At 52.8% G+C, this 21144-nt stretch carries 15 protein-coding genes; 4 read left to right on the plus strand and 11 right to left on the minus strand.

All coding sequences use genetic code 11. The features are described 5' to 3' along the window. Positions 1 to 540: 540 nt before the first annotated feature. The 4 genes from VF639_RS15895 to VF639_RS15910 all read right to left on the minus strand — a co-directional run bounded on the left by VF639_RS15895 (position 541) and on the right by VF639_RS15910 (position 4813). Entirely contained in the window at positions 541 to 1479 is a 939-nt protein-coding gene (locus VF639_RS15895; RefSeq protein ID WP_331146909.1) for an ABC transporter permease, read from the minus strand. Positions 1480 to 1526: 47 nt separating this feature from the next. Next, positions 1527 to 2288 carry an ABC transporter permease gene (locus VF639_RS15900; RefSeq protein WP_331146910.1) on the minus strand — a complete coding sequence of 254 codons (762 nt, stop codon included), beginning with the start codon at positions 2286 to 2288 and terminating at the stop codon, positions 1527 to 1529. Between the two features lie 301 nt (positions 2289 to 2589). Further along, the gene (locus VF639_RS15905; protein WP_331146911.1) at positions 2590 to 4311 is read right to left on the minus strand and encodes an ABC transporter substrate-binding protein; all 1722 of its coding nucleotides are present in this window, start codon (positions 4309 to 4311) and stop codon (positions 2590 to 2592) included. 73 nt (positions 4312 to 4384) lie between these two features. Then, positions 4385 to 4813, minus strand: a complete 429-nt coding sequence (locus tag VF639_RS15910; RefSeq protein WP_331146912.1) for a hypothetical protein — start codon at positions 4811 to 4813, stop codon at positions 4385 to 4387. 366 nt (positions 4814 to 5179) lie between these two features. Between VF639_RS15910 and VF639_RS15915 the strand changes: the two genes are divergently transcribed. Beyond that, positions 5180 to 6712, plus strand: a complete 1533-nt coding sequence (locus tag VF639_RS15915; RefSeq protein WP_331146913.1) for a hypothetical protein — start codon at positions 5180 to 5182, stop codon at positions 6710 to 6712. Positions 6713 to 6776: 64 nt separating this feature from the next. On the opposite strand, the gene VF639_RS15920 is transcribed toward VF639_RS15915, so the two are convergent. The 6 genes from VF639_RS15920 to VF639_RS15945 form a co-directional block, all read right to left on the minus strand. After that, positions 6777 to 7361, minus strand: a complete 585-nt coding sequence (locus VF639_RS15920; protein WP_331146914.1) for a PKD domain-containing protein — start codon at positions 7359 to 7361, stop codon at positions 6777 to 6779. A gap of 87 nt (positions 7362 to 7448) precedes the next feature. Continuing rightward, positions 7449 to 8168, minus strand: coding sequence for a LytR/AlgR family response regulator transcription factor (locus VF639_RS15925; protein ID WP_331146915.1), 720 nt, complete (start codon positions 8166 to 8168; stop codon positions 7449 to 7451). A gap of 59 nt (positions 8169 to 8227) precedes the next feature. Beyond that, positions 8228 to 11899, minus strand: a complete 3672-nt coding sequence (locus VF639_RS15930) for a hybrid sensor histidine kinase/response regulator (protein WP_331146916.1) — start codon at positions 11897 to 11899, stop codon at positions 8228 to 8230. Positions 11900 to 12021: 122 nt separating this feature from the next. Next, positions 12022 to 14055, minus strand: a complete 2034-nt coding sequence (locus VF639_RS15935; RefSeq protein WP_331146917.1) for an OmpA family protein — start codon at positions 14053 to 14055, stop codon at positions 12022 to 12024. A gap of 86 nt (positions 14056 to 14141) precedes the next feature. Continuing rightward, the gene (locus VF639_RS15940) at positions 14142 to 15209 is read right to left on the minus strand and encodes a tetratricopeptide repeat protein (protein WP_331146918.1); all 1068 of its coding nucleotides are present in this window, start codon (positions 15207 to 15209) and stop codon (positions 14142 to 14144) included. Between the two features lie 126 nt (positions 15210 to 15335). After that, the gene (locus VF639_RS15945; protein ID WP_331146919.1) at positions 15336 to 15629 is read right to left on the minus strand and encodes a hypothetical protein; all 294 of its coding nucleotides are present in this window, start codon (positions 15627 to 15629) and stop codon (positions 15336 to 15338) included. Between the two features lie 278 nt (positions 15630 to 15907). Here VF639_RS15945 and VF639_RS15950 point away from each other — a divergent pair, with 278 nt between their 5' ends. Then, positions 15908 to 16330 (plus strand): BrxA/BrxB family bacilliredoxin, encoded by a 423-nt coding sequence (locus VF639_RS15950; protein ID WP_331146920.1) that lies wholly within the window; start codon positions 15908 to 15910, stop codon positions 16328 to 16330. Positions 16331 to 16519: 189 nt separating this feature from the next. On the opposite strand, the gene recQ is transcribed toward VF639_RS15950, so the two are convergent. Then, positions 16520 to 18706, minus strand: a complete 2187-nt coding sequence (gene recQ, locus VF639_RS15955) for a DNA helicase RecQ (protein ID WP_331146921.1) — start codon at positions 18704 to 18706, stop codon at positions 16520 to 16522. A 179-nt stretch (positions 18707 to 18885) separates the two neighbouring features. Here recQ and VF639_RS15960 point away from each other — a divergent pair, with 179 nt between their 5' ends. Both VF639_RS15960 and VF639_RS15965 read left to right on the plus strand, forming a co-directional pair. Continuing rightward, on the plus strand, positions 18886 to 19863 hold the full coding sequence (locus VF639_RS15960; RefSeq protein WP_414654735.1) for a KpsF/GutQ family sugar-phosphate isomerase: 978 nt from the start codon (positions 18886 to 18888) through the stop codon (positions 19861 to 19863). A 144-nt stretch (positions 19864 to 20007) separates the two neighbouring features. Beyond that, a complete protein-coding gene (locus tag VF639_RS15965; protein ID WP_331146923.1) occupies positions 20008 to 21096 on the plus strand; it encodes a mannose-1-phosphate guanylyltransferase in 1089 nt (362 codons plus the stop codon). The last annotated feature ends 48 nt before the right edge of the window (positions 21097 to 21144 follow it).

The following is a 21144-nucleotide window of genomic DNA, read 5'->3' on the forward strand; positions in this document are numbered from 1 at the left end:
TCCTGCTCCCTTAGCAGAGAAAGCCGTAATAAAAATCACCTTTATCTAGATTCCAATAACACTGTTCCTACAAAAAGCCCTCCTATTAACATTGCTTCGCCAGCGCGTAGCGCTAGCTCACCAGTTGCAAAAGGAATTATTTCTCCATCAATTGTTTGAAAACCGAACATGGTTGGTGCCACTCGTTTAGGGGTACTTTTTTCTAGAAGCAAGTAGCGCAATGCGTGTCCTTGCCGACGCTTGAGTAGTAGTGACGCCATTAGTACCTAAGGCAAACAGCGAAAATAAGTGGCTCGTAAGGTGCTTTATCCTTTAGCACATTACAAAACTAGATGTAAGGACAAGCCAAGTAAAGGAAAAAGCGCTACTAATTGTGACTAGTTATTATGCGTATAGAATTGTAATTTAAAGGAAGACCTTGCTTGCAAAGCAGATTGTAAAACACTGATACACCTAGCTTTGCTACGCGTAAACTGTGTTGCTTAAGCGATAATAAACGGCAATAAGCACTTGATTTGTGACATCAAGCAAACTTGCGGGTTAGCGTTTACTGATGAGTAATAGCTGTCGAAGTGAAAGCGTAGTAGCCAAGAGACAGATAGTAGGGAAGAGCAATAGCCACCAAGAAGAGGAAGCAAAACGGCTAAGCGCCAACAAGCGTCCCCAACTCGGAACTTCAGGAGGCAAGCCAACCCCAAGGAACGAGAGTGTGGTTTCGAGGGCGATGAAGGTGGCAATGCTGAGAGGTAATCCTGTAATAACAGGTTGTAAAACGTTGGGTAGCACATGGTAGCGCATAACTTGCCATGGCGGTAAGCCTGCAGCACGGGCCGCCTCGAGATAAAGTAATTGACCGACGCGGCGCACTTCAGCACGTACCAACCGTGCTGGCTGCGTCCAGGAAGTAAAGGCGAGCAGCAGCACTAGGCTGACAAAAGTAATTTTGAAAGCTGCTGCAACAGCAAGAACGAGTAGTAATCGAGGAATAGCGGCTAGCAACGCTACAGCGACTTGTAGTAGCCAGTCTAATGGCACTGCCATAGTGCGGCGCAAAAGCTGAAAGCGTAATAAGAGTTGGCCAAGTAGGAAAGCCGTAATACTTAGTACAAGCGGCCACCAGAGGGCCATTGTGCCAGCCCCATGGGCTTTTACTAAAGTAAAAGCAAGCACAGCACAACTCACTGTTAGCCAATAGGCCCGTGCGAAACGCAATTGAGTGTTTCCCCAGTAGCCTACCAGCAATCCGATGCCAGCACCCAGCCCGGCGCTTATTATTGCGGCTGGCAAGCTTACCAGCAATGCTGTGCGCGCTCCATAAATCAGGGTTGCTGCTACATCCTGTCCTAGTGGGTCAGTTCCTAGCCAGTGGCCCGGCGTGAGAGGCGGAACATTGCTGTTTGGCAGGTTGGGGGCAAGATAGGGTGCGGGTAATAGATTGGCGAGAGTAGCGGCAATACCGAGTAGTACCAGCCAGAGCACGGCCAGCTTACGAGGCCAATTCAGTTCACTGGTCCGGTAGGAGCTACTCATGGGTTGGCTGTGCGGAGCCGCGGATCGGCGAGTTGATACAGCCAATCGGCTAAGGACAGCATGAATTGGCGCACAATAAGCACAAACAGAACTCCACCTAACAGTGTTGGATAATCGCGGGCAGCAGCAGCGTCGGCTAGGAGTTGCCCTAAACCTGGCAGGGCAAAGATAAACTCTACTGTTACGGCACCTGCTAGTAAGTTCGGGAACAGTTCAGTGAAGAGGGTAATCGTGGGTAATAAGGCATTGCGCAGGCCATGTCGCCAAATTGCTTGTTTCCTCGTCAATCCTTTAGCTTGTGCAGTTAGAATATAATCGAGACTACTTTCGTGGCGTAGCGAGTCGGCAAGTTGAAGAGTAGGTTCGGTAATCCCACTAAGGATGAGGCTGGTAAGCGGCAGGACAGCAAACAACGGATACTGTAAAATCAAGCTGACTTCACTGGCCGCTTCCTCTTCGTAGCCAAGACCAAATGCCGGAAACAAGGCAAAGTAATCTGGGTTGGCTAGTAGCAACAGCAGCAGCAAGGCCACCATGAAAAGAGGCAATGCGTCGAGTGCGTACAAAACTGTGTAAATCCAGTGTGAGCTGGTACGCAACGCCAACCAAACCCCGAGTGGGATGGAAATACCAACAATGAGCAGCGCCGCTAAGCAAGTTAGTGGCACTGTAACTAGCAAAGCACGAGTAAGGGAGTCAGTTACTGGCTCCTCAGTGCTATAGGAGTAACCTAAGTTGCCGCGCAGCAAATCACTCAACCAGCGGTGATACTGATTGTGCGTCCCGTTCCATTGCCAGCGCCAACCTAATTGCGCGTGAGGTGTGGCTGGAGAGAAATAAAATATAGGGTCTGTCAACCCTAGCCGTTGTCGGGCGGCTTGTTGAGCAGCCGTTACTTGCTCTGATGACGACACCGCGCCGCCAGACGTCGTTTCCGAGAAGCGAGTTTGCAGTAACTGTTCATCGGGCAGCGTGCTAGTTAACAAGAAGAGCAGCGAGATAAGCCCCCATACAGTAAGTACCCACTGCACTAGTCGCCTTGTTACGCGTGCCATCTGCTTACTTTTCCGGTAAAGCTAGCGATAAGCTAAGTACGTCGTAGCCAGGTCGAACTCTAAGCGCATGAACTCCTCGTAGCTGCTTGGAAGCAATTAGCCGGTGGCGAATAAAGAACAACACCACCAAAGGCGAATCTTGGCGGATCTGTAGTTGAAACCGGCGTAGCAATTTAACTCGTCGCTTTTCATCCCGCTCATCTTCAATAGCCTCCATCAACTGATCGGCTACCTTCGACTGATACCGGGTAAAATTATCAAGCCCGATGCTACGTGAGTGTAGAATTGGGATGAAGTTGTAAGTAAAGGGGTTGCCTCGGGAAGTGCGGATGTGCACATCAGTAGCTCCATCGAGTAGTTGCTGTTTGTACAAACGCTCTTCGGTGGGGCTCAATTGTACGGGAATGCTTAGTTGAGCAGCAGCAGCTTGAAATTGCCGTGCAACGGCTTCGTAATCAGGAGCGCCGGCGCGATAACTAATGCTGAAGGCCAGTGTTTCGGTATTACGAAACCATTTGCCAGCGGGGCTCCTTTTCCAGCCCGCTTTACGGAGCAACTCCCCGGCTTGGCGTATATCGAAAGGCAGTAATGGCAGGCTGTCGTTATAGACGGCTTTATCGTAAGGGCTAACCAGGCCCACGCTACGATAAGCTAGTCCAGGTTGAGTGGCCTGCATCAATCCTGGTACGTCAAAGAGCAAACTGAGCGCCCGTCGCGTGAGGGCATCACGCAGGAATGGACGCTGCGTGTTGAAACCCACCGTCATCATGTTGTAGGAATCGGCGGTGTAGAAGGCTAGTTTAGCTGTATCAGCAGAATGCCGCAACTGATCGTAGTCGCGGGCTGCTGGCATAGGGTAAAGGTCTATATCGCCGCGCCGCAGTGCCAGCAAGGCCTGGGCATTGTCGGGTATAATTTGATAGTCGAGACGTGCCGCATGAGCCTGCAGCCAAGCGGGCGGGGCTATAAGCTTGCTCGCCCACCATTGTGCTTTACGACGCAGCCGTAGATAACGGCCCTTTCTCCATGCTTTCACGGTGTAAGGACCACAGCCTGGTAGCCGCTCCGGGTGTTGGCCGAACTGGTTTTGCCGATAGCGACGCGCAAAATCTCGTAAAGCAGGGTAGCGGCGTACAGCAGCCACAGTATCGGCATGTAATAAAGAAAGAGGAACTTCCTGCAACCGTCTTTGCGGATCTAACGCGTATTCTGGTAGAATGGCGTAATCACCCGATAGAAAAATAGCGTCACGCGAGCCAGCGCGGCATACCAAGGTGAAGCGCCGTGGATCCCGGGCGTCCAGTTTTATGTCGGTTATAAATCCGTATTGGGTCCGCGAGTACTCAGTGGGGAGCCCGGGGCAGTTTAAAAATTTTAGTGTAAACGCAACATCACGAGCTAACACTGGCTGACCATTATCCCAGGTAGCCTCGGGGCGCAACGCATACGTGAGAAACGTTAGCGAGTCGTGTTGTCTTATAATAGGCAGTGCCTGAGCCAACCACGGGGCGAACTGCTGAGTGGAGTCTCCTACGAGCAAACTGCAGTGCAGTAAATTGATGATTTCCGAGGCTTGCGGCATATTAGCCACAAGAGGATCTAGCGTTTGCGGATCATTGGACCACCGAATTCGAACGGCCCCCGGTTTTGTAACGGAAGAGCAGCCAGTGACCCCGCACGAAACCAGCAGAAGGAATAAAAAAGATATCTGTAGGTATCGCGGCATTGGCTATCAGCGCCCGGCAAGATCAGCCAGCAAGATAGCCAAGATTCTTGGCGCCAACATATTTACAGGGATTCTACGCAGAAACTTGCTTACCCGACCAGCCACCGCTGCCATGGACGGCTAATGCCTTGCCGGACCAGCCTCCGCTGCCGTGAGCAGCTAGCGCCTTACCCGACCAACCGCCGCTACCATGGGCAGCCAATGTTTTACCGGACCAGCCTCCGCTACCGTGAACAGCAAGCGTGCGACCCGACCAGCCACCGCTACCGTGATAAGCTAGTGCTTTACCGGACCAGCCACCGCTGCCATGGACGGCTAATGCCTTACCCGACCAGCCACCGCTGCCGTGAGCAGCTAGCGCCTTACCCGACCAACCGCCGCTACCGTGTTCGGCTTGTGCAGTGTAGTTGGTTGGTTGTATATCTACAAAATTAACCGAGGCAACACTTTTAGTGGTAGGAGCAGCGAACTGCAGCAGAGCGAAGGCGATTATATTCAGCATCGGAGTAGGAGATTAGTTGTGTCAAGTAGTTGAGTGACACAAAGGTGTAGCACAGCCTGTCTCCCGTAAAGGAAAGGTAGAGTATAAAAGTGATTTGTATGTTATCTATATAATTTTTGACTATTCTAACTAGCTCTCTTTTGCTTTAGCTAATTTGTGCTTCGCACCCTATGCCTTCTGAAGCTTAAGTGAGTATAATCCTTCAGAATGTGACATCTCATCTACCAAAAACACACACTTTATCTGATACAAAGGTGAGATGAAGGGTAGATATTTGTAAAGGAAAAAAATGCGTTAATTGTGACAACTGTTTACGTGCGCTTTTGCTGCTTCATTTAGGCTTTTCCAATACTGAGGGCGCTTTTTATGATGGAAGGGTTGAATAATTTGGCGCGAATTGTGACAGATCGCCGTCAAAAAGTGCTGCCATTACTGGATTTTACAGCCAAGCCTAGTGCCAACAAGGAAATGGCTTTATTGAATTTTCTGGTTGAAGAGCAGAGTAAGTCTCAGCAGCAGGTCATTAAAGCCTTGTATGGAAAAACCGACGCGACCAGTAAAACGGCTTTCCGTAAGCTGAAATCGCGGGTGCAGCAGAAAATGCTGAACCACCTTTTTTTTCTTGATGAGTCTGACCCACGGCACGAACTATCACGCCGGTACGAGCAGCAATGTTTGAACCTGTACTACCAAGTTAGTACGCTCTACAGGGAAGGAGAATATTACAATGCCGAGCGACTAGGCCGTAAGGCGCTGCGTTTAGCAGAAAGCATGGAGTTTACCCACTACGCCTTGCTGTGTGGGCAGTTGCTGCGTGGCATCTATGCAGATATGCAACAGCCAGCTAAGTTTCGCAGCAACAACAAAAAGCTGGCAGCCAATTGGCAGCGGCTGGTATTGGAAGAAGAAGCCGGAGCTATCTTTTGGGAGGTGAAAGCAATGATGGCGTATACCGTACGTGCTAGGCGTGGCATGTTGGGTAAAATTGAAGTTTACCTGAATCAGCTAGAAGAGTTACATAAGCAAGCGCGTACATTTAACACCTTCTTTTACTTCTATCGCACACAAATTGCCCGTGAGGAATTAATTGGTAACTATGATAGAATCATTGGGTTAACGGCTGAAACAGTCAAGGCGTGGGGAGAAGGGAAACTTAACCGTATCCGTTTCGACAAGCGCTTCAACAACTACATGAGTGTGTATGCTCACCTACGAAGCCGACAAGCCAAGAAGGGTTTTAAACTAGCGGAAGAGTACGCAAAAGACTTTCATTATTCTTCTAATAATTGGCTGTATTTCCTGGAGATATATACGCTGCTAGCCATGCATTCGGGCCAGTACGGACAGGCGCAGGAATTACTGCAAACAGCTCGGAAGAGCTTGTACTTTGCCAAGCAACGCCATGCGGCTCAGGAGCGTTGGAACCTGTACGAGGTGTACTTGCAATTTATTCGGCCAGAGGCTTCTCCATTGCGCATTCGCAGCTTCAATACCTTTATTCAAACTGTACCAACGCACAGTAGAGATAAGCAAGGCTACAATGTAGCGGTGCTGATCTTGCAATTTCTGTATTACTTGCGTCAGCACGATCTGGACGGGGTATTGCTGCGTCTAGAGAGTTTACGCAAGTATCAGCAGCGGCACCTACGCGAGGCCGGCGCACTACGAAGCCAATTGTTTTTCCGGTTGTTAGCTATCACGGTAAAGTCAGATTTCGATCCGGTTGAAAGCCAGCGCGCGGCCGAGCCACTGCTAAAAAGGATGCAAGCCGCTCCACCGCCCGGCGAAGCTTTCTCGGAAATCGAAATTGTACCTTACGAAGACTTGTGGTCCCTGACGCTGGAAATTCTAAGAGCTACAGCAGCCCAACTACTAGAGGAAAACCGACACTTGGTTTAAGCAAACCAACGAGTTTGTCAACGGTGTTCCGGCTTCTACTTCACACCATGAGGGAGCAGTAGGTTTATGGAGTTTTCGGAGGTAGTACGGTGATAATGCGGCTTACGCAGTGACTGCTTGGGCAATCGTTGGGACCGTTACCGCGTAAAGCCATTCGGACGGCATACTGACCAGGGCGCCGAAACGCGTGTTGCACGCGCCGCCCGTTACTGACTATGCCGTCGCGAAAATCCCAAAGTACCACCACGTTGTCGCACAGGGGCAATTGTGAGTCAACCGCATCAAAGGAGACGGGTTGCCCAACCCGAATTGTATCGGAGCCGGCCGCGAAGTTGAGGACAGTTTCTTGGGTGAAATCGACGGGAATAACTTTTTCGGCTTCTCGAACCTGACCCGTTTTATCATCAACCACATCGAGCTGGACACTATAACGGCGGCGAGCAGTGTAGCAGTGTGACACTACTGGACCAGTGAGAGTGGTGCCATCACCCATTTGCCAGCGGAAGGTAAGCGGCCCCGCGGCCGAATCAATTGAAGCACTGGCGTCCAGATCCACGCAAAGCTCCACTACGCGCGGCAGGGGGCACGCCACGCTAAGTGTATCACCAGCTACCTGGGCCCATGCTGACTGGCAGGAAAATGTCAGCATGAGCACTACACTGACAGCGAGTTGGAAAAATCTATAATGAAACTTCACGCCATAGACGCCTGAAACGTAGAATTAAAAATTCACCGATTAAAACTTGTTGAGGCGCTGAAAAACCTCTCGCATGTAGGTTTGGCCGATGGGGATGTGTTTGTTGTCGATGATAATGGTATTGTCTTCAATGGCTTGCACCCGTTTTAAATTGACAATAAAAGAGCGGTGCACGCGCACGAACAAGGTGTCGGGAAACTTCTCTTCCACGGCTTTCATCGTGCTATAGACAATGAGCTTACTCTGGCCCGTAACAATGTGCACGTAGTCGCCAAGCGCTTCTACGTAGCGCACTTCATCGAAAAGCACTTTTACCAACTTGCTGTCCACTTTCATGAAAGTGAAATCGGCCTCGGTGCCGGACGCAGTTTCGGTTGGCTGGTGTGCCTGGGTTAACTCTAAGGCTCGCTGAGCAGCTTTCAGGAAACGGGCATAACTGACGGGCTTCACCAAATAATCAACTACATCGTGCTCGAAAGCTTCAACGGCATACTGCTTGCTGCTCGTTATCAGTACCACGAGCGGCGGGTTTTGCAGCGTGTTAAGCAAATCGATGCCAGACATGAGCGGCATTTCTACATCCAGAAATAAAAGATCAACCTCCTGGGTGCGCAAAACTTCAGCCGCTGCCACTGCGCTTTCGCAACTGCCAACGGCGGTTAGAAAAGGGGTGCTGGCAATACAATTTTCAACCACTTGTATAGAAAGTGGATCATCATCAACAATCAGACAGCGCAGGGGAGAGACAGAAGCAGGCATATTTTCAAAGGTAAACTATCCCCAGTATAAAAGTAGGCTTGCTGCCTTTTCCCGGACGTTTAAATAGTCAGTCGCTCTTGGAGTTGCGGGTAAAGCTGATCTAGCTCTTGCTCAACCTGCCGTATAAGAGGCATCAAGGTGTCGATAGTCTTATCCTGCTTGGCTTGATTTTCCAAGGTTTCTAAGGCATCATATAAGTGTTCAACTCCGAAGTAAGCAGCTTGGCCCTTTAACTTATGTGCTGTACGGGCCAACGCCGACGGGTCGGCAGCGGCCACGGCTGCCTCCAGGTGGTGTTGCAGCTGCGGAGCTTGCGTAAGAAAAGTGTTGACGATCTGACGAATGAATGCTTCGTTGCCGCCGGCCAATTCTTCTAGCAGCGTCCAGTCAGGTGTGGAAGTAGTAGTTCTGGAGGCAGCCACAACGGTGGGTTCAACTGGTATAGGTAAATCTGCAGGAGGCAGTGTGGTGCGGCCGGTGTAGTGGGCGAGGCGAGCGTAGAGTAGAGCCGGATCAAAGGGCTTGGCCAGGGTATCGTTCATACCAGCTTCCAGAGCCAGAGCGCGGTCTTCGGGCAGGGCAGAGGCAGTCAGGCCAATAATTGGAAGATGGGTTGCATCGGGGAAACGCATTCGCAACTGCCGGGCCGCTTCGTAGCCGTCCATTTCGGGCATTTGCACATCCATCAGCACCGCGTCGAAGGTAGTTCGCTCAACGGCTTCAACGGCTAGTCGGCCATTGGCGGCAATGGTAACCTGCACGTTCCAGGCTTCCAGTGTTTTGCGAGCTACCAACTGGTTGAGGTCGTTGTCTTCGGCTACCAGTACCTGCAGGGCCGGTTCGAAACGGCCGACGGCCAAAGTTGCCTCGACCGCCACGGCGGCAGGGTCGGCAACGAGGTAAGGAATTTCGAATATGAACGCCGAGCCTTGGCCCTCAGTGCTTTCCACCCACAGTTTGCCGCTGTGCAGTTCCACTAGGTTACGGGCAATGCTTAGGCCCAGGCCGGTACCGCCAAATTGCCGGGTAGTGCTGGTATTGGCCTGCGAGAAGTCTTCGAAAATAGCTTCCAGCTTGTTGGCGGGAATACCAATGCCAGTATCCTGCACCACAAACCGCACCAGCAGCTGGTCCGTTGCTAAACCAGGAGTTGATTGCACGCGCACCGTTACGCCGCCTGCGGTGGTGAATTTTACCGCGTTGCCAACCAGGTTGACGAGCACTTGGTTGAGCCGCACGGAGTCGCCAAACACGGCGGCGGGTACTGCAGGATCTATTTCGAGGTTGAAATATAAGTGCTTGGCCTCCGTGGCAAATCGGAACATGCTGGCAACGCGCCGCAATAACTCCGGTAGGCGAAAGGGCGTGTGTTCCAGGCTAAGCTTGCCCGCTTCTATTTTAGAGCTGTCAAGGATGTCGTTGATGATGACCAGCAGGTTCTGCGACGACGACTGCACGGCTTCCAAGTACTCGCTCTGCTCGGGATTGACCGGCGTTTGGCGCAGCAGGTGGGTCAGGCCGATAACGGCGTTCATCGGAGTCCTGATTTCGTGGCTCATATTGGCCAGAAACTGCGCTTTTGCCCGGCGTGAGGCCTCCGCCACGTCGCGGGCCACTACTAATTCCGCATTTATGTTCTCGATGTGTGCCTTTTGGTGGCGTAGCTCCTGTGTCCGTTCACGCACTGTAGTTTCCAGTTGCAGCTTCTGGCGGCGTAAGGCGGCTTCACGGGTGCGGACGAAGATGAAGATGCCAGCGCCAGCCGCCACTATACTTAATACACCAAACCACCAGGTTTGCCAAAACGGCGTAGCAATGGCAAACGACGTGGCCACCGGCTTCGACCATATGCCTTGCTCACCTAACCGCGCCTGCACTTCAAAGCTGTATGAGCCTGCCCCAAGCCGAGGAAATTGCGCCTCACCCACCACCGTAGGCCGGCTCCACTGCTCCTGGTAGCCCAGTAAACGGTATTGATATTGCAAACCAGCCTGGCCTGGCAGCAGACTCACGCCTCGGAACGTGAAATTAACCTGGTGTTGAGTTGCCGATAGTTCCTTTAGCTGCTGCGGTGACCGGGCAGCGCCATCAACTTCGCTGGCAAGCAGAGTTGGTGTCGGCTTGCTGGTGCCGGGTAGCAAGTTGGGGGCATTAGTTCGCAGGCAAAGCAGACCTGTGCGTGTACGTAGCCACACGCAGTAGTCGTTCCAGGCTACGGCAGCTTCGGGCAATAAATCTTGCACCAACGGATTGCCCGGTAATGCGGCCGGCGAGAAGCGGCGCAGGGTAGTGTCGGCGAAGCTGATGCTGTTACGGTGTACAACCAATACCTGCTCGTGGCGGAAATCGTGGCGGTAGCCGCCGTGGTAACTGCTCCACCAGCGCACCGGCAGCAAGGCGTAACAGTAAGGCGAGACCAACCCGCTGGCCGGGCCATAGGTGTGAAGGACGGATTTTTCGTAGCAGAGTACACCATTTCCTTCCGTGCCTATCCAAACTCGTCCTACATCGTCGGTGAGCAGGGCCGACACATCAAGGTCACCGCTTGGAAAGCGAAAGTAACGGAAGGTACCGTGCTGCCATACGGCCAACCCGGTGTCGTGGGTGCCAATCCAGACGCCACCAGTGGAATCGGTAGTAAGGGCATAGATAGTATTGTGCAGCAAGCCGTTGGCGGTGGTGAAGTGCTCGGCGGCCTGGGTTGAGTCGGCCGGCAAGCGGTAGACGCCGTCAAGAGCCGTACCTATCCATAAGTCGCCGTTGCGGTGTTGCGTGAGAGCTGTAACAGCGAGCGTAGCGGGCAGGCGCCGTACTAGTTGCATAGCAGGACGGCGCGATGGAATCGGCATTTGCCATAGTCCGTGTCCTTTGGTACCAACCCACAAGACTTTAGAAACAGGAGTTAGATAATTCCCATCGAAGGTCGGGCGTGAGCGTTCATCAGGTGTGTAAAGCACCACACTCGGTGGGTACGGCAGTAGCTTCTCCGGAAAAGTAATAAGGGGCGAAGTATGGTCGTGAGTGGGATTCAACACAAAAAACTCGCCTGTACTCTGAATACCCCCGGCTCTGGCTTGGCTAAACAAGGCGCTGCCCATTGCAACCTTTGTGTAGTTGGGAGACGGATAAAAGGTGATATGCCGATCCGACCACCGCCACAAGCCTTGACCAGCCGTACCTATCCACACGTTATGTTCCCGGTCGGCCAATACGCACTGTGGAACAGTGCCTGGCGGCAACACCTGATGCAGCGTAGGAAAGCGCCGCGCCGCCGGTACCGATGCAGCAGCCAAATCGGCATTAGCATAGGTGGTATCCGCGGATGAAATGCCGGGCTTTGGCCGGAACGCAGGCGGGCGCGAAGCCACCTCAACATCACGCCGGAAGCGTTGGCCATCCCAGCGCGAAACGCCTCCTTGGTAGTGGCCTACCCATAATTGACTGGTGCGTGGCTCCACGTAAAGTGTCGTCACGAAGTCTTCGGCCAACCCGTCTTTAGTGGTGAAGGCAACGAACTCGGTGCCGTCGTACCGAATCAAGCCCTCTGCCGTACCAATCCAGAGGTAGCCCGCGTGGTCCTGCGCCAAAGCGTAGACAAAGGGTTGGGGCAACCCATCAGCGGCGCCAAACTGCCTGAGAAAGTAGCGGGGCGCCGAACCAGATTGCGCAACTGCCTGAATACTAATCAGTAGCGGAAGCAATAATAACAGACGGCGAAACAACACAATCATGCAGCGGAGCGGGCGCTACTGGCCCATCAGTCATGGCAAGTTAGGCGGCAAGTCAAGAGAACAAGCGTACTACTCCCGCAACGTAGTTGAAACCTCGTTGAACTGCCGCTACTGCCAGACGACTACTTGCCCGTCACTTTAAACTCGGTGCGGCGGTTCTTCTGACGGTTCGCTTTTGTTGTATTGGGCGCCACGGGTTGGGAGTCGCCATAGCCAGCATACGTAAGACGGTCTTTGCTTACCCCCTTACCAACTAAATAGTCCACTACCGTTTTGGCGCGGCGCTGGCTTAGGTCTTTGTTGTAATTGGCATTACCCACGTTGTCGGTGTGGCCAGATATTTCTAGACGCAAGGCGGGGGTTTCTGTTAGCAGGGTTTGTAGCCGCACCAGTTCACCGGTACTTTCTTTGCGTAGGGTGGCTTTGTCGAAATCAAAAAAGATGTTGTTGAGCACCACCTTTACGCCCACGTCCAACTTCTTGAGTGGAATATCCTTCACAACCTCCGAATAAGCCGCGCCAGCCGGTAAATCAAAGTTTTCGGAGTGAAACAAGTAGCCCTCTTGCTTCACCACAATACCATAGTTTACGCCCGAGGGCAGTGACACCAGATAGCGCCCCGATTGGGCATTGGCCCGGAACGAAGCAATAGTTTGGTTTAGCGTGTTATCGACTACGTCGATAGTGGCTTCCAAAGGTTGCTTGGTCGCCGCATCAGTTACGGTGCCTTTCAGAATCGTTACCTGGGCTGTTGCAACGGGAACGGGCGGGGCCAGCAGCGTCTCCTTCACCGGCAGGGCCCGAGAGGCTAGTAGTTGGTCTTCCTGACTCAGTACTGGTGGCTTCTCGGCTCCCAAAAAGGTTATTTGGTAGATGTCCTTCGAGCCCAGGCCATCGTCGCGGAACGACGAGTAGTAGCCGTGCCGGCCCGAGGCCGAAATAACAAAAAACACGTCGTCGTCAGGGGTGTTGATGGGCCATCCTAGGTTTTCGGGCGCACTCCACTTTCCGTTCTCAAAGGTGGACTTGAAGATGTCGTAGCCACCCATAGAACTGTGGCCTTCCGAAGAAAAATACATGGTCTTGCCGTCGGGGTGCAGGAATACGCCTTCTTCGCCGTAGGGCGTGTTGATAGTCGGCCCCAGGTTTACGGCTTGGCCGCGGCCATCTATTTCCACTTTATAAATGTCGCGCCCACCCAAACCGCCGGGCTTGTCAGATACAACTAGCAAGCTTTTGCCATCCGGCGTATAAGCCGCCGACGATTCGTGGGCTTTGCTGTTGATGCGGTTGCCAAGGCGCTGTGGCTTGGCCCAAGTGGCGCCGCGCAGGTTGGCTTCGTTTAGGTCGCCACCGTTGTCTTCTACATACACCAGCATCCGCTGTGCATCAGGCGCCAAACCTACCGTAGCATCATGGCCAGGAGAATTTACCGTTTCGCCCAGGTTACGGGCGGCGCCCCAGGTGCTGCCTTCGCGGTTGCTTTGGTACACGTCTTCGAAAAAGCCGCCCGACTCGGGGTCCTTCTCTCCGCCTGTCGAACCCTGCCGCCGCGACGTAAACAGAAGAACCGATTCGTCGGCCGAGATAACCGGGCCATAATCGGGGTAGGGGGAGTTGACGCCGGGGCCTGCGTTGTCGATGAAAACCCGCACGGGCTTCTCGGCCAGTTTCCGGCCGTACTCACACTCCTGAATTTTCTTTTGAATGTCCTGGGTGAAGGCAGCCGTGTTTTTGGTGCCCGTAGCGGGCGTGGCCTGCTTGTATTCGGCTATGGCTTCTTTCCACTTTCCGTTCAAGTGCAAGCCGCGTCCTAATAAATAGTGAATGCGCGGATCAACCCCCGAATTAAGCTGATAGGCTTTCTGTAAGTAGCTCAGAGCACGGGGCTTAAAGCCCGAGTGCAAGTAACAGTCCCCAATCTTGAGGTTCAATTGCGCATTTTCAGAGTTGAACTTCTGCGCTTCCAGGTAATGCGGCAACGCCTGCTCATAGCGTGGCGGGTCCAACTCGTACCACTCATCCCCCGACTTAATATCTTTGAGAGCCGCCTTTAGGCCGTCTTTATTGCTCCCAAACTTGTCTTTGCTGAACTCCACACTCTGAGCTTGAGCGGCAGTGGAAAACAGCAGAAAGGCTAGTAAATACTTATGCATTTTTCTCTCAGATAAAGCGCAGGATAATGCGGGGCTATTCGTATTAGTGCAGGTTTCCGCAAATAGCGCAAAAGACTGCTCTTAACTTAGTTGCTCTCGCCGCAGCCGGAATTGGCAGCGTAGTTGGTGCCCACTTCCAAGCCGAGCTCGGCCGCTTTGCGCCAATCCTGGCAGGCGCCTTCCGTATTACGAGTCATTTCGCGAGCATGGCCGCGGTTCAGATAAGCTTCGGCGTACTGCGGGTTGAGGGTAATGGCTTTGCTGGCATCAGCTTCGGCCTTTTTATAGTCTTCGAGCTTTAAATACGCGGCAGCCCGGTTGTTCCAGGCAAAGGCATACGTCGCATCCAAGGTCACGGCGCGGCTGAAATCCTCGGCGGCTCCTTTATAGTCGCCGGCCTCGTAGCGGGTGGCGCCACGGTTGGTGTAGGCAGTTGGATTGTCATGCTTTTTTTGAAGGTAGTCCCCGTAATCCTGCAGCGCGCCTTTCACGTCGCCGGCCTTGCGCTTAGTACCGGCCCGGTTTAGCAAGGCAGGCAGCAGTTCGGGTTGCAGTGCCAAGGCTTTTGTATAATCCTGAATAGCTGCCGCATAGTTGTTGAGCTGCCGCTGGGTGCTGCCCCGGTCGTGCCAGGCGTAGGCATAATTCGGGTCGGCTTTGATGGCTTGGTCGAAATCGGTTTTAGCAGCGGCGTAATCGGCTTTTTCGAAGCGTAGAGCCCCGCGGTAATACCAGGCCGGCGCATAAGCGGCGTTAACTTCCACGGCTTTGGTGTAGTCCTGCTCGGCTTCGGCGGCTTGCTTCAAGGCTTCGTAGGCCTGGGCGCGTCCGAAGTACGCCGTGCCGCTCGTAGGCTCAAGTTTCAGGGCCTCATCGTAGTCCTGCACGGCGGGCTGATAGTCTTTTAGCTCGTAGCGGGTGGTGGCGCGGTTGTAGAAGGCCTTAGCAAAGTCGGGCCGAAGCGCTAGGGCCCGGTCGAAATCCTGCAACGCAGCGCGGTAGCTTTTCTGGTTGAACTTCACAACGCCACTGTTGTAAAGTTTTTCGGCTTGCTGAGCGGGCGGAAGGGTAGAGGCGCGCACCGAATCTACCTGAGCCTGAGCGGCTATACTAACCAAACTAATAGTAGCCGATAATAGGAATAGTTTCAACATCACATCCAGACAAGTTGCTTTGACTGGATAAATATAATTTTAATTGCTTAAAGACGACGATAAGGCAATTAATTTTATTGTTTTATATGACTTATCTTAGGTAGAGTAGTAAGCTGCTTGCTTTACTTACGTTGTCAGCTGCGTACGGGTCAATTTTTCCCACTCGTGCCGGATCGTACCACGGAAGTTTGGCCTTCCGGCGCGCTGGTACCAGTAAGCGGCATTGCTAGCGTCTCCCTCTTGTCGGTGCAGTAGGGCGTGTAGCCAGTCGTGCAAAGGCTCTCCTTCGTGGTCCTGCGCAATATCATGGGCTTTAGACCACTCGTCGCGGCCGGCATACCACAGTGCCTGCAATAGCGGCGACAAGCCAGCTGGCGGGGCCTGTTGGGTGAGCGAAGCATTGAAGTCAGCGTAGGTCATAGGTGCAAACAAAGCAGAAGTATATTCTTTTCGTACTGGATGTGTTGCTGAGGTTACGAAGCAGTATACCTTCTAGGTTGTGCCAACACCGATAACTTGTCCTCTGCCAGCTACATCAACAGTTGATTTTCACCTCAGCTAGCTAAATCTTGCTTCAGAACAGCAGCTACAAATCAAACTTCCTGCGAGCCGCTGATGTTTGCGTATTTTTGCATCACCAACGACCTACTGTGGCTCGTTGTTTTTTCACCTCTCACCCCAACGCCTAGCTTTTACCTATGGCTACGTACCCCGAATACATGGTTGCCCCCATCCGCCAGGACCTCGTAGAGGCCGGTTTCGAGCAACTCATGACTCCTGAAGAAGTGGACGCCGTCCTGAACGAGCAAAATGGCACCGTACTGGTAGCCGTCAACTCGGTGTGCGGTTGTGCCGCTGGCAAAGCCCGCCCCGCCCTGAAAATGGCCGTGGCCAGCTCCGAAAAGAAGCCCAACAAACTCGTGACGGTGTTCGCCGGCATGGAAAACGAGGCGGTAGCCAAGGTGCGCGAGCACCTGTTGCCGTATCCACCTAGCAGCCCCGCCATTGCCCTTTTCAAGGATGGCGAGCTAGTGCACATGATTGAGCGCTACCACATCGAAGGCAACGACATGATGCGCATCGTCAACAACCTGCAAGGCGCTTTCGAAGAGTACTGCTAATCACGGATTTAGCCGGATTTTTCGGATTACACGGATTTTGTAGACGATTGATGAACAATCATATATGATTAACAAGAAAGGCTTGCCAGATGGCAAGCCTTTCTTGTTGTATACCGTGAGATGTGATAATGAACAATTAATCGTCTGCAAAATCCGTGTAATCCGAAAAATCCGGCTAAATCCGTGATTCTAGTTGGCTACTTCGCTCAAGAACTTGATGCGCATCAGGCGCAGGTCTTCCTCGGTGTAGTCGTCGGTGCCTAGCTCTTTGAGGGCCACCGCAATATTGTCGGTGCTGGCCGTCATAAAGTAGTCGTAGATTTCCTCTTGGCGCTCTTCGTCCAGGATGCCGTTGATGTAGTAGTCGAGGTTGAGCTTGGTGCCGGAGTAGCAGATGTGCTCGATTTCCTCCATCAATTCGCGCATGTCGATGCCTTTCGAGGAAGCAATTTCCTCCAGGTCCATCTTCTTGTCGATTTGCTGGATGATGTAAATCTTGATTTTCGACTTGTTAACGGCCGACTTCACCACCACGTCGGAAGCCGTCATGATGTCGTTTTCCTCGACGTACTTCTTGATGAGCGCCAGGAATGGGGGACCGAACTTCTGCGCCTTGCCCTGACCTACGCCCCCGACGTGCGCCAACTCATCGAGCTTGGTGGGGAAGGTGGTGGCCATTTCCTTCAGCGAAGGATCTTGGAAAAGGACGTACGGCGGCAGCTCTTTTTCCTTGGCTATTTTCTTGCGAAGCGCCTTGAGCATTTCGAACAGGGTTTCGTCGTGGCCAGCGGCTTGCTGCACCTCTTCCTGCTCCAACTCTTCCTTCACCTCCTCGTCGTAGTCGTGGTCTTTGGTAAGCTTAACGGAATGGGGATTTTCGATGAAGTCCATACCCTTATCGGTAATTTTTACAACGCCAAAATTTTCAATATCCTTCTCTAAGAAACCAAAAATCAGGCACTGTCGCAATAGGGAGTGCCAATACTGCGCATCGTGGTCTTTGCCCTGCCCATACACCGGCAGGCCGTTGTGTCCGTAGCTTTCCACGTGGGCATTGTTCATGCCCATAAGCACAGTGCCAATGTGGTCGATGCCGAAGCGCTGCTCGGTTTGAACCACCGCTTTCAGGGCCAGTAACACTTCTTGCTTCGCTTCAAACTGCTCTTTCGGATGCTTGCAGTTGTCGCAGAAGCCGCAGTCTTTCTCGAAATGCTCGCCGAAGTAGTGTAGCAATTGCTTGCGCCGACACACGGCCGAGTCGGCGTAGTTGGCCATTTCCTGCAGTAGCAGCTTGCTGTTGTCGCGCTCCGTTACGGGCTTGTCTTTGTTGAACTTCTCCAGCTTCACGATGTCGTCGTAGCTGTAGAACATCAGGCAGTCGCCATCGAGACCGTCGCGGCCACCGCGGCCGGTTTCCTGGTAGTAGCCTTCAATGCTTTTCGGGGTGTCGTAGTGAATTACGAAACGCACATCGGGCTTATCGATGCCCATGCCGAAGGCAATAGTGGCCACAATCACGTCGCAATCCTCGTTGAGGAAGGCATCCTGGTTGGCCATGCGCACGTGCGGGTCGAGGCCGGCGTGGTAGGGAAGAGCCCGCACATCGTTCACTTTTAGCAGCTCGGCAATCTCCTCTACCTTCTTGCGGCTCAGGCAATAAATAATGCCGGCAAGTCCTTTGCGCTGCTTCACGTACTGAATCAGCTGCTTCTTGGTGTTGTGCTTGGGCCGGACTTCATAGTAAAGGTTGGTGCGGTTGAACGACGTCTTGAACACGCTGGCATCGTCCATCTGCAGGTTTTTCTGGATGTCGAGCTGCACCTTAGGCGTGGCCGTGGCCGTGAGGGCAATAATAGGCACCTGCCCAATGTTGTCGATGATGCCCCGAATGCGACGGTACTCGGGCCGGAAGTCATGGCCCCACTCCGAAATACAGTGGGCCTCGTCAATGGCCACAAACGAGATAGTAGCTTTCTGCAGAAAATCGATGGTTTCGTCTTTGGTCAGCGACTCGGGCGCCACGTAGAGCAGCTTTACTTCGCCGCTAACCACATCTTTCTTTACCCGGTTCATCTCGGCCTTGGTGAGGGTCGAGTTCAGAAACTGGGCATTCACGCCAAAGGCATTGAGCTGGTCCACCTGATTTTTCATCAGGGCGATAAGGGGAGAAATGACGATGGCCGTGCCGGGCAGCACCAGTGCCGGGAGCTGGTAGCAAAGGCTTTTGCCGGCTCCGGTGGGCATAATAACAAACGTGTTATGCCCCTCAATAACGTTTTGGATAATGGCTTCCTGCGTACCGCGGAACTGTCCGTACCCAAAAACTTCCTTTAACTTGCCCTTCAAATCAGCTCTCTGGCTAATTACATTGTTCACGGCTGGCATTGACATCCTCACTTACTCGGTTGGAAGATTCAGATAAGTAGTAACCCTGCACTGCAGGTTGCTTGTCTCAATCTAAGGAATTTTGAAGTATTCGGTAGGAGATATAAAGGAGTAAGACAAAACCACGCTTTATCTAGCTCCTCTGTACTCAATACCTAATCAAATTTAGATTGAAACCGCAAAACGAACTTCATTCCATTGCAAAAAAAGTGCTGCTCAGTGAAGCGGAAGCAATCATAGGGGTTGCAGAGGCTATCCAACAGACACCTGATTTTGCACTGTGCATAGAAGCAATACTCTCTTTACGGGGTAGGGTAGTGGTTACGGGCATTGGCAAAAGCGCCCACATTGCCAGCAAAATAGTGGCAACCCTCAATTCCACAGGTACTCCGGCCCTGTTTATGCACGCCGCCGACGCCATTCATGGCGACCTAGGCATGATACAGCCCGAAGATTTTGTAATAGCCATCAGTAAAAGCGGCGACACTCCCGAAATAAAAGTGCTGGTGCCGCTACTTAAGCGCAAAGGCGTGCCCATGGCCGCCCTGGTCAGCAACGCCGACTCGTATTTAGCTATCCAAGCCGACTATATTCTGCACGCGCCCGTAACGCGGGAAGCCTGCCCGCACAATCTGGCCCCCACCACCAGTACTACGGCCGCCCTTGCCCTCGGCGATGCCCTCGCAGTGTGTTTGCTGGAAAGCCGTGACTTCACTCGGCAGGATTTTGCTCGTCTGCACCCGGGCGGTACCCTTGGCAAGCAACTTTATTTAAAAGTAGGCGACCTGAGTCGCCAAAATCAGCGGCCTCAAGTGCAGGACAGTGCCCCCTTAAAAGAAATCATCCTTGAAATATCGGGCAAACGCCTCGGGGCAACTGCGGTTCTCGATGCAAGCGGGCAACTGCGGGGCATTATCACCGACGGTGACTTACGCCGAATGCTGAGCACGTTTGCGGGCCGTTTGGAAGATGTGCGGGCTAGTGACATTCTCACGCCCAATCCGGTAGCCGTTGATGTAGACGATTTCGCCGTGGAAGCGCTGGCCCGGATGCAGGAGCGTAACATCACGCAGCTGATTGTTACGGAGCGCAACGAATTCAGCGGCTTTATCCACCTGCACGATTTACTGCGCGAAGGTTTGGTTTAAGTCAATTACAGGTAGCAGGGTAGGAAGCGACAGAGCGCTTATATACAATTAGTTACCTCCAGTCATTTGCCTTTTAATTTATGGTTCCTTTTAAAGTTAGATATTTGCATTCCTCTTACACCTTAGCTGCAGCAATTCCTGTTTATGATGCAACACACTTATCTCGTCGTAATGGCGGGCGGCATTGGTAGCCGCTTTTGGCCCTTCAGCCGTACCAACCATCCCAAGCAATTTCATGATGTATTAGGCGTGGGCCGCTCGATGCTCCAGCTAACCGTGGACCGGTTTGCGGGCATCTGCCCACCCGAGAACGTATTCGTCGTTACCAATCGAGATTATAAGGAACTGGTGCAGCAGCATCTCCCCGATCTGCCGGTCGACCAGATTTTAGGTGAACCAATCGGGCGCAATACGGCCCCTTGCATTGCCTACGCCAGCTATTGCATAGCCAAGCGCGACCCGCAAGCCGTAATCGTAGTGTCGCCGGCCGACCATGCAGTGTTGCGTGAAGACGAGTTTCAACACGTTATCAGCCAGGCCGTTGATGTGGCACGCACTCATGAAGTGTTGATTACGCTCGGAATTCAGCCTTCCCGCCCCGACACTGGCTATGGCTACATCCAATACATGGACGACGAAGCCAGTAGCTTGCCTAACGGTTTGCGGAAGGTGAAAACCTTTACCGAGAAGCCAAATCTGGAATTAGCGCAGATGTTCCTGCAAAGCGGCGACTTCCTTTGGAATTCGGGTTTGTTTGTGTGGCGGGCTGATGTTATCGTGCAAGCCTTCCACCAGTACCTAAGCGACATTGCCGAAGTATTCGATGAAGGTCAGGAGCAGTTAGGTACCGCGCAGGAGGAAGGTTTCATTAGCGAAGCCTACTCCCGCTGCCGCAATATCAGCATCGACTACGGCATTATGGAAAAGGCCGACAACGTGTTCGTGCTGCCCGCCGACTTCGGCTGGAGCGACCTGGGCACCTGGGACTCGTTGCACCGCATGGGTCGCCGCGACGCAAATAACAACGTCATCGACGGCGACGCTATTCTGTACGACACCACCGAGTGCGTCATCAAAACACCTTCTGAGCGCCTAGTAGTTGTGCAAGGCCTCGACGGCTACATCATTGCTGAGTACGACAACGTGCTTCTCATCTGCAAACGCACCGAAGAGCAGCGGGTGAAAGAATTCGTGGCCGATGTGAAGGCCAAGAAGGGAGCAGGGTATAACTAGAAAGTAAGAATCAGGCATTAAAAATGGCCGCTGAACGACTCAAATGAG

The sequence above is a fragment of the Hymenobacter sp. genome (assembly GCF_036387835.1).
In the GTDB taxonomy this organism is placed as follows: Bacteria; Bacteroidota; Bacteroidia; order Cytophagales; family Hymenobacteraceae; genus Hymenobacter.